3 protein-coding genes and 1 pseudogene are annotated in these 3,088 nt (G+C 60.0%); 3 read left to right on the plus strand and 1 reads right to left on the minus strand.

Features of this window, described 5'->3' with window-relative positions; translation table 11 throughout:
- The 3 genes and pseudogenes from AAC083_RS00940 to deoD form a co-directional block, all read left to right on the plus strand.
- Nucleotides 1-486: pseudogene (locus tag AAC083_RS00940) on the plus strand (thymidine phosphorylase); the annotation flags it as partial.
- Between the two features lie 14 nt (nucleotides 487-500).
- Complete coding sequence (locus tag AAC083_RS00945) at nucleotides 501-1,709, plus strand: phosphopentomutase (RefSeq protein WP_108537842.1); 1,209 nt, start codon at nucleotides 501-503, stop codon at nucleotides 1,707-1,709.
- 77 nt (nucleotides 1,710-1,786) lie between these two features.
- Nucleotides 1,787-2,500, plus strand: a complete 714-nt coding sequence (deoD, locus tag AAC083_RS00950; protein WP_042036191.1) for a purine-nucleoside phosphorylase — start codon at nucleotides 1,787-1,789, stop codon at nucleotides 2,498-2,500.
- 82 nt (nucleotides 2,501-2,582) lie between these two features.
- On the opposite strand, the gene AAC083_RS00955 is transcribed toward deoD, so the two are convergent.
- On the minus strand, nucleotides 2,583-3,088 hold a 506-nt coding region (locus tag AAC083_RS00955; RefSeq protein WP_108537843.1), incomplete at its 5' end, for an AhpA/YtjB family protein.

Raw genomic sequence — 3,088 nt, forward strand, 5'->3', positions numbered from 1 at the left:
ATGCTGATCTCCGCCCATCTGGCCAGCGACGACAGCGATGCCCGCCGCAAGCTGCAGGCGGTGCTGGACAACGGCAAGGCTGCCGAGATCTTCGGGCGCATGGTGACCGGGCTCGGTGGTCCGTCCGACTTCATGGAACGTTATGACAGTCACCTGCCCAAGGCTGCCATTGTGCGCCCTGTGTATGCCGCCAATGCCGGTTTCGTGACCGCCATGGATACCCGGGAGCTGGGTCTGGCCGTGGTCGCCATGGGGGGCGGTCGTCGTGCTGCCGGTGACAAACTCGATTACGCTGTCGGTCTGACCGACGTTATCCGCCTGGGCCAGAGCGTCGATGCTGACAAGCCGATTGCCCTGATCCACGCTCAAACTGACGATCAATTTGCTCAGGCTGCCAGCATGGTGCAGGCAGCTGTCAAGATCGGTGACACTCAGCCCCAGGCGTTGCCTGAGGTTTACCGTCGCATCGGTCTGGCTGATTTGTAACAAGGGGAAAACCCATGAAACGTACCTTTATTCTGATGATGGACTCTTTCGGTATTGGCGCTGCCGCCGATGCCGACAAGTTCGGAGATGTGGGCGCCAACACCCTTGGCCACATTGCCAAGGCCTGTGCAGCCGGTGAGATTGAAGGCCGTGGCGCCCTCAATCTGCCGAACCTGAACAAGCTGGGTCTGGGCCATGCCGGGGAGCTGGCCTCCGGCTACTTCCCGGCAGGCTTGAAGAAGGATATCGAGGTTGTCGGTGCCTACGGTTTCGCCCAGGAGCTCTCCTCCGGCAAGGACACGCCCTCCGGCCACTGGGAGATCGCTGGCGTGCCCGTGCTGTTCGAGTGGGGTTACTTCAAGGATCACCACAACAGCTTCCCGCAGGAGCTGCTGGATGCCATCGTCGAGAAGGCGGGTCTGCCTGGATATCTGGGCAACTGCCATGCCTCTGGCACCCAGGTGCTGGACGATCTCGGCGAAGAGCACATGCGCACCGGCAAGCCGATCCTCTACACCTCTGCCGACTCCGTGTTCCAGATCGCCTGTCACGAAGAGACCTATGGTCTTGAGAAGCTCTATGAGCTGTGCCACATAGTGCGCGAGCTGCTGGAGCCCTACAACATAGGTCGCGTCATCGCGCGTCCGTTCGTGGGCAGCGGCAAGGGCAACTTCAAGCGCACCGGCAACCGTCACGACTACTCGGTGCTGCCACCGGCACCCACTGTGCTGGATTACATGAAAGACGCGGGTGGCCAGGTGGTATCCATCGGCAAGATTGCCGACATCTATGCCAACCAGGGCATCACCAAGCAGGTGAAGGGTACCGGTCTGACCGAGCTGTGGGATCGCACTCTGGAAGAGGTGAAAGCGGCCGGTGACAATACCATCGTCTTCACCAACTTCGTCGATTTCGACTCCTCCTATGGTCACCGTCGTGACGTGAAAGGCTACGCCGATGCACTGGAGTATTTCGACTCCCGTCTGCCGGAGCTGTTCGCGATGCTGCAAGATGGCGATGTGGTGGTGCTGACCGCTGATCACGGCTGTGATCCTACCTGGGGCGGCACGGATCACACCCGTGAATACATTCCCGTGCTCTTCTTCGGCAAGCCGGTCAAGGCGGGCTCAGTCGGTCGTCGTGAGACCTTTGCTGATATCGGCCAGAGCATAGCGGCCTACCACGGTTTGCCGAAATTGGAATACGGTACCAGCTTCCTGTAATTTACCCGCCCGTCACCTCGGTGGCGGGCAACCAATAAAGACAATAAAACTCAACCTAGTGTGAAGGAATCAAGAGAATGGCAACTCCTCATATCAATGCGAAAGATGGCGCCTTTGCTGATACCGTACTGATGCCGGGCGACCCCCTGCGCGCCAAGTACATCGCCGAAACCTTCCTGGAGAACGTCGAGCAGGTGTGCGACGTGCGCAGCATGCTCGGCTTCACCGGCACCTACAAGGGTCGTCGTATCTCCGTCATGGGCCACGGCATGGGCATTCCGTCCTGCTCCATCTACGCCAAAGAGCTGATCACCGACTACGGTGTGAAGACCCTGATCCGCGTGGGCTCCTGTGGCGCTGTGCGTGAAGACGTGAAGCTGCGTGACGTAGTGATCGGCATGGGTGCATGTACCGATTCCAAGGTCAATCGTCTGCGCTTCAAGGATCACGACTTCGCCGCCATCGCCGACTTCGGCCTGGTTGCCAATGCTGTGCAAGCCGCCAAAAACAAGGGCGTTGCCGTGCGCGTTGGTAACATCTTCTCTGCCGACCTGTTCTACAGCCCAGACCCTTCTATGTTCGATGTCATGGAAAAGTACGGCATCCTGGGTGTCGAGATGGAAGCCGCCGGTATCTACGGCGTGGCCGCAGAGTACGGCGCCAAGGCACTGACCATCTGCACCGTCTCCGACCATATCCGTACCGGTGAGCAGACTACCTCCGAAGAGCGTCAGCTGACCTTCAACGACATGATCGAAATTGCACTGGACTCCGTGCTGCTGGGTGACTGATCCCGCAGCCTTTGGCTCCACGCAAAACGGCGACCTCAGGGTCGCCGTTTTTATATGTGCAGTTTGGGGTGTGCCCGTTTTTTCAGGGACCGGGCGTCTGGGGCGGGCTCTTCTTCTTGTGCTTGCGTACCCGCATGTAGTTGCGGCGCACGCCGTAGGAGATGAGCAGGCCGGCCAGCAGCGCTACCAGCAGCATCAGCCGCTGTTTTTCTTGCACCACCTTGAGTCGGGTGTCCTTGTCCGCCAGCAGTTTCTGCTCTTCCAGTGTGATGCGCAGGTAGCCTATGGTCTGCTCCCCATCCAGGATCTCCTGCACAAACTGGATGCGGCCCTTGCCCTGTTCCGGCACCGATTTGTTGTTGTCGCCGATGGGCAACAGGCTGTCCAGTGGCACGGCGGCGTCCGATTGGGCGAGCGGGATGCCACGGGCGTCATAGAGGGTGGCATCGAGGATCTCGGGCTCGGCGGCCAGATCCTGGGCCAGCCGTTCCAGCTCGCTGTTCTTGTCTTCCTTGATCCAGCGCTTCATGTCACGGGCGGCATAGGCGACCAGCGCCTGGGCACGGTTGCGCGCCTCGCTGTGCAGCG

This window comes from Aeromonas sp. HMWF014 (assembly GCF_963878295.1).
In the GTDB taxonomy this organism is placed as follows: domain Bacteria; phylum Pseudomonadota; class Gammaproteobacteria; order Enterobacterales; family Aeromonadaceae; genus Aeromonas; species Aeromonas popoffii.